The sequence below is a fragment of the Dyella sp. genome (assembly GCF_036568765.1).
In the GTDB taxonomy this organism is placed as follows: Bacteria; Pseudomonadota; Gammaproteobacteria; order Xanthomonadales; family Rhodanobacteraceae; genus GSA-30.
The window spans coordinates 1-6580 of record NZ_DATCRY010000201.1; the positions used below are offsets into that span (position 1 = coordinate 1).

Consider the following 6580-nt stretch of genomic DNA (forward strand, 5'->3'; position numbering starts at 1 on the left):
CATTTGTAGCCGGTCTTCCGGCTGATGCCATAGCTGCGACACAGGGCACTGATATTGGCGTCAGCCTGTCGGGCCAGCGCCACAAACTCGGAGCGGAGGGACATAAGATTCCTTGTGTTCCAGGGCATGAGACACCTCACAAAGACCTCCGTGAGGTGTAACCCATGTCCCCGAACACCTGTTACCTATGTCTCCGGTCCATACACGAAGCCAGGGGAGAGGGAGCCTGACTGAGGTGAGCTTCAGTACTTCGCACTTGCGCGGACTGCTCCCTCTCCTCTGGCTTCACCGGGGGAGAGGGTTGGGGCGAGGGGGCAGCCCTAGCCGTCCAGTTCTGCCCACCGTGCATACGCCGCATCCAACTCAGCCTGCAGCGCCGCCAACGCTTCGTTCGCCTTGACGATCGCGGCAGCATCCTGCTGAAAGAATTTCGGATCGTTCATCTGTTCGCCACGCGAAGCAACCTCGCCTTCGAGCTTCTCGATGCGCCCGGGCAATTGCTCCAGTTCCCGCGCATCCTTGTAGCTGAGCTTCCGTTTGGCAGGTTCTGAGGCAACAGGCGCCGCCACGGGTTTGACCTCAGCCTTCGGTGCCGCCGCCGCGACAACTTGCTCGGCCGGCTTCTGCCGCAACCAGTCGCTATAGCCTCCCACGTAGTCGCCGACACGCCCACCGCCTTCCAGCACCAGCGTGCTGGACACGACATTGTCGAGGAATTCGCGATCGTGCGAGACCAGCAGCAGCGTGCCCTGATACTCGGTCAGCAGCTCTTCGAGCAACTCCAGCGTTTCGACATCCAGGTCGTTGGTCGGTTCGTCCATTACGAGCACATTGGACGGCTGCGCGAACAGCTTGGCGAGCAGCAGGCGATTACGTTCGCCGCCGGAAAGCCGGGTGATCGGCGCGCGGGCGCGTTCGGGCGAGAACAGGAAATCCTGCAGATAGCCGATGATGTGCTTGCGCTGGCCGTTGAGCTCGATGTATTCGCGTCCCTCGGCCACGTTGTCGAGCGCGTTGAGGCTGTCGTTGAGCTGGGCGCGATGCTGGTCGAAATACGCGATCTGCAGGCCGGTGCCGAGCTGGACCTCGCCACGCTCGGGCTTGAGCTCGCCGAGCAGGATCTTGAGCAGGGTGCTCTTGCCCGCCCCGTTGGGGCCGATGATGCCCACGCGGTCGCCGCGCATGATCGTGGTGTTCAAGTCGTCGATCAGCACGCGACCGCCGTAGGATTGATGCACGCGATCCAGTTCGATGACTTTCTTGCCGGAAGCCTGCGCATTGGCCAGGGTCATGCGCGCCTGACCGGTCAGCTCGCGGCGCTCGGAACGCTCACGACGCAGCGCCTTGAGGGCGCGCACGCGACCTTCGTTGCGGGTACGCCGGGCCTTGATACCCTGGCGAATCCAGACTTCTTCCTGCGCCAGCTTCTTGTCGAACAGTGCATTGGCCTGGGCTTCGGCATGCAGGCGCTCTTCGCGCCGACGCAGGTAGTTGTCGTAGTCGCCCGGCCAACTGGTCAACTGGCCGCGATCGATCTCGACGATGCGGGTGGCCAAAGCGCGCAGGAAGCTACGATCGTGGGTGACGAACACGATGCTGCCGTCGAATTGCTTGAGAAAACCTTCCAGCCAGCCGATGGCTTCGATATCCAGATGGTTGGTCGGCTCGTCGAGCAGGAGCACATCCGGCTTGCGCACCAGCGCCTGCGCCAGCAGCACGCGACGCTTCATGCCGCCGGAGAGCGCGGCGAAATCGGTTTCGCCGGGCAGCTCCAGACGCACCAGCACATCGGCGACGCGGCGATCCAGGTCCCAACCGTGGCGCGCTTCGATCTGAGCCTGGACCTCGCCCAGCTCCTCCAGCTGCCCTTCATGGAGCAGGTGATGGTATCGCGCCAGCAACTGGCCAAGGTCGCCCAGACCTTCGGCAACCACGTCGAACACGCTGCCGGCAGTGCCTTGCGGCACCTCCTGCGCCATGCGGGCGACGACGATCCCATTCTGTACGCGCACCTCGCCGTCGTCGGCGCGCAATTCGCCGGCGATGAGCTTCATCAGGGTGGATTTGCCTTCGCCGTTGCGACCGACGATGCACACGCGCTCGTTCGCCTCGATCGACAGATCGACGTGTTCGAGCAGAAGGGGGCCGCCGATGCTGAAGTCGACGCGTTGCAATTGGATCAGTGACATTCTCCCATTGTAGCGGTGAACCGGCGGCCTCGCCGAAGCGCTGCGAAGTGATTGAAACGCAAGGGTCCGACCTGCCTGCGTAGTGCCTTTGGGGGCGGGCAAGCGTACACCGTAGCCTTGCCAGCGGGCACTTCCACGGCAGCGGCAATGGGAAGATCGCTATCGGGAAGTTCGTAGCGCGTGACTTTCTGTGCATGCAATGCAAGCGGAGCTGCGAGCAGAAGCATAGACAGCGTGTAGCGGAATAAGTAGCGCATAAGGACACCTGCAAATGAGAAAGATCGAGATGCATAGTGGCCGTCAAGCCGTTGCGGCGTAAATTAGACGGGTCCTACGCTCCGACCGATCTCATCTAGGACAGCAGGCAAGCGTTAGCCGCCTTTGAACAGGGCGATTCGATGTTCATGGGGAGGGTATGCAACGCGCAGCCAAGGCGCCTGGGCCAGTACGTGCGTGCATGGTCCGAGACTGCAGATGCGGATAGACCGCCGTTTCGCTTCCGCTTCCAGTCGGTCGAGCAGTTCGCGCAGCAGGCCTCCCATGACGGGCGTATAGAGATAAAAGACCGTGCCTTCGCTCAGATCGCTGTCACGTAGATCCTGGCAGACAAAGTTTGCGTGCTCCAACTTCAGAGCGACGGCCGCTTGATGAGCGCTATGCACGTAGGCCGGTTCCCGCTCGATGCCGACGCTGCGCGCGCCCGTGCAGATGGCGGTGAGTAAAGGCACGTGCCCCAGGCCGGAGCCCAGGTCGACCAATACATCATTTGCCTGCAGCCGGCACAGGTCGAGCAAATCGAAGATGCGTCGCGCCGGGGTGGGCTGGTAATGGACCATCTCCGGTTCGAGCGCGCCGATGTTGTCGCCAGGCTCGGGTAAATCGAGTACGCCGCTGAGCAGGGCATCGCGGTAATCGTAGGTCGGCGTGTTGTCGGTCGCCGGTGCGGCCCAAGGCAACAAGGCCTCACGCTCGCGGCCCTGCGCGATAGCCTCACGCAGACGCCGATAGAGGGTGCGGTTGGCGTGCTCGAGCGTAGCTATCGCCGTATGCAGTTCGGCCGAATCGGGTTGTTCGAGCAGGGCATCCTCAAGGCGGTCGAGCAGATCGATACGCCTGGCGAAATGCTCGGGACTGTGCCATTGCGGATCGTGCGCGGCTGCGATCAGTGGCTGGATGGCGGTGATATGCATGGGCGAAGCATAGGCCCAACCCGTCGCCCTGGCACAAGCGCCAACGGTCAGGCATGAAAAAGGCCGCTTGCGCGGCCTTTTCCGGATCGCTGCAAGGGTGCTGCGATTCGCTTACTTCAGCTTGGCATCCGCGCGCAGCGCTTCGGCCTTGTCCGTCTTCTCCCAGGAGAAAGCGGTATAGGTCTTGCCATCGGGTCCCTTCACTTCGTACGGCGAGCGGCCGAAGTGACCGTAGCTGGCCGTCTGCTGGTACATCGGATGGATCAGGTCGAGCATCTTGATGATGCCGTACGGACGCAGGTCGAAGTGCTTGCGGATCAGCTTTTCGATCTTGTCGTCGGCGATCTTGCCGGTGCCGAACGTGGTCACCGAGATCGACGTCGGTTCCGCCACGCCGATGGCGTAGCTCACCTGCACTTCGCAGCGATCGGCGATGCCGGCGGCCACGATGTTCTTGGCCACGTAGCGTGCGGCGTAGGCGGCCGAGCGGTCCACCTTGGACGGATCCTTCCCGGAGAACGCGCCGCCACCGTGACGAGCCCAACCGCCGTAGGGATCGACGATGATCTTTCGGCCGGTCAGGCCGCAGTCGCCCACCGGACCGCCGATCACGAACTTGCCGGTCGGATTGATGTGGAACTTGGTGTTCTTGTGCAGCAGCTTGGACGGCAGCACCGGCTTCAGGATGTGCTCGCGCACGGCCTCGACCAGGTCCTTCTGCTTGACGTCCGGATCGTGCTGGGTCGACAGCACCACCGCATCGATCGCGGTAGCCACACCGTTTTCATAGCGCAGCGTGACCTGGCTCTTGGCATCCGGGCGCAGCCACGGCAGCGGCGAGTTCTTCTTCTTGCGGATCTTGGCCTGCTGCTCGACCAGGCGGTGCGAGTAGTAGATCGCCGCCGGCATGAAATCCTTGGTTTCGTTGGTGGCGTAGCCGAACATCAGGCCCTGGTCGCCAGCGCCCTGTTCCTCGGGCTTCTTGCGATCCACGCCCTGGTTGATGTCCGGCGACTGCTTGCCGATCAGGTTCAGCACGCCGCAGGTGGCGCCGTCGAAACCGACGTCGGAGGAGTCGTAGCCAATATCCACGATCACCTTGCGGGTCAAGGCTTCCAGGTCGATCCAGGCGCTGGTGGTGATTTCGCCGGCGACGATCGCGACGCCTGTCTTCACCATGGTTTCGCAAGCCACGCGGGCGCGGGGATCCTGGGCCAGGATCGCGTCGAGTACGGCGTCGGAAATCTGGTCGGCGACCTTGTCCGGATGGCCTTCGGACACCGATTCAGAGGTGAAGAGGTAGTTGCTCATCGGGGCAAATATCCTTCTTTACGGATAAAGAGATAAAAGGGGCGCACAGGATACACGGTGCGAGCGGCGATTTCACTGCCCAGTATGCCTCCCGAAGAATGACAATTGGGCGCCGATTCATGGCCTTCCGGCCGGCGGCAGCCCCGAAATGCGGTAGATTGGCCCTTTTGCGGAGGCGGGACCATGGTGCGGATCGTTTGCCTGATGCTACTGACCTTGCTCGCCGGCGCTGCCTGGGCCGATCAGCCGCAACCGTCGCAATGGGGGCCGGAGATTGCCGCCTTTACGGCCAAGGACCGCCAGCAGCCGCCACCGAAAGAAGGGGTGCTGTTCATCGGTAGCTCCTCGATCCATGCCTGGACGACGCTTGCCCAGGATTTTCCCGGCGTACCGGTCATCAACCGCGGCTTCGGTGGCTCGGCCATCGCCGACTCCACGTATTACGCCGATCGCATCGCCGTGCCGTACAAGCCGCGCGTCATCGTGATGTACGCCGGCGACAACGATATGGCCGAGGGGGCGGGGCCGGAGCAGGTGTTGCATGACGTGCAAGCGTTTGTCGCACTAGTGCGGCGCGCACTACCGCACACGGCCATCGTCTATATCTCGATCAAGCCGAGCGTGGCGCGTGAAAACTTGTGGCCCAGCATGCGCGAAGCGAATGCGAAGATTGCCCACTGGATGCACGGTCGCGAGGGTCTGCGCTTCGTCGATATCAGCGCAGCCATGCTCGATGCGCAGGGTCGCCCCCGGCCGGAACTGCTCCGTGAGGACGGTTTGCATATGACAGCTGCCGGCTATGCGATTTGGGTGGCGGAGTTAAAGCCGGTGCTGGCTGCGTATGGTTTTCCAGTGCATGGAGGTTGAGGCCACAGCGTTACTGGAGCGGTGGGGCGCGACCGTCGCGACTTTAGGGAACCTCTAAAAACCGGCTCTTCTGGGAGCGACTTTCGTTGCGACGATCGTGCCTTATCGCAAGTCCTTGTCGCGACTGAAGGGAACCTCTAAAAACCTGCATTTTGTGAGAGCGATTTTCGTCGCGACGATCGTGCCTTATCGCAAGTCCTTGTCGCGACTGAAGTCGCTCCCACAACGATAGGATCCGCTTTCGCTATATTCGGGCGATGAGAGGTTTTTAGACGTTCCCTGAAGTCGCTCACACAAGGCTGAGCCGTGTCATTGCTGGCGAAAAGGCAGCTATCTCTGTGGGAGCGACTTCAGTCGCGACAGGGGCTTGCGATGAGGCATAGTCGTCGCTGGCAAAGTCGCTTCCATAGAAAGCCGATTATTCGAGGGTCTTGGGGCGCGTGTGATCGCGAATAAAGGCCAGCACATCCTTCAACGTATCGGCCGAGTGGCGAAACGGTCTGCTGAAGGCGAACGAAAGCTCCGAATGTCCCACGCCCGGATAGAGCTTGAGCGTCACATCGCCATGCACACGCCGCATCGCGGCGGCCAACGATTTCGAATTGGCCGGGTCGACTTCTTTATCCGTGGTGCCGTGCAATAACAGCATCGGCGGCTCGTCGCCGTCGACAAAGCGTACCGGTTGCGCTCGCGCCTGTTCTTCAGGCGTGCGACCGAACATGCCGAGCATGTCTTTTTCATACGCGGGGATCGGCATGAAGTCGTAGCAGCCGGCCAGTCCGATAAAGCCGGCCAGTTGCTTCGGTTGCATCGCATACGGTGCGAGCCAGTGCGCATCGGTGGCAAGCAGGGCGGCGATCTGTCCGCCCGCGGAGTGGCCCATGATAAAGATGTTATCCGGTGAGCCGCCCAGATCCGTCGCATGATCGCGCGTCCATGCGACGGCGCGAGCGGCATCGTCCATGAAGCCATCCATTTTTACTTGCGGATACTTGCGGTAATCGGGAATGACCACGGCGACAC

General features: G+C 61.9%; 5 protein-coding genes. 1 reads left to right on the plus strand and 4 read right to left on the minus strand.

Annotated features, from left to right (window positions below):
• Nucleotides 1-320: 320 nt before the first annotated feature.
• The 3 genes from VIM98_RS14030 to metK form a co-directional block, all read right to left on the minus strand.
• The gene (locus VIM98_RS14030) at nucleotides 321-2189 is read right to left on the minus strand and encodes an ATP-binding cassette domain-containing protein (protein ID WP_331993729.1); all 1869 of its coding nucleotides are present in this window, start codon (nucleotides 2187-2189) and stop codon (nucleotides 321-323) included.
• Between the two features lie 371 nt (nucleotides 2190-2560).
• Nucleotides 2561-3379 carry a hypothetical protein gene (locus VIM98_RS14035; protein WP_331993730.1) on the minus strand — a complete coding sequence of 273 codons (819 nt, stop codon included), beginning with the start codon at nucleotides 3377-3379 and terminating at the stop codon, nucleotides 2561-2563.
• Between the two features lie 111 nt (nucleotides 3380-3490).
• Entirely contained in the window at nucleotides 3491-4690 is a 1200-nt protein-coding gene (gene metK, locus VIM98_RS14040; protein ID WP_331993731.1) for a methionine adenosyltransferase, read from the minus strand.
• A 183-nt stretch (nucleotides 4691-4873) separates the two neighbouring features.
• On the opposite strand from metK, the gene VIM98_RS14045 reads away from it, so the two are divergent.
• On the plus strand, nucleotides 4874-5557 hold the full coding sequence (locus VIM98_RS14045; protein ID WP_331993732.1) for an SGNH/GDSL hydrolase family protein: 684 nt from the start codon (nucleotides 4874-4876) through the stop codon (nucleotides 5555-5557).
• A 418-nt stretch (nucleotides 5558-5975) separates the two neighbouring features.
• Here the strand turns inward: VIM98_RS14045 and VIM98_RS14050 are convergent.
• A partial coding sequence (locus VIM98_RS14050; RefSeq protein ID WP_331993733.1) for an alpha/beta hydrolase occupies nucleotides 5976-6580 on the minus strand: 605 nt, incomplete at its 5' end.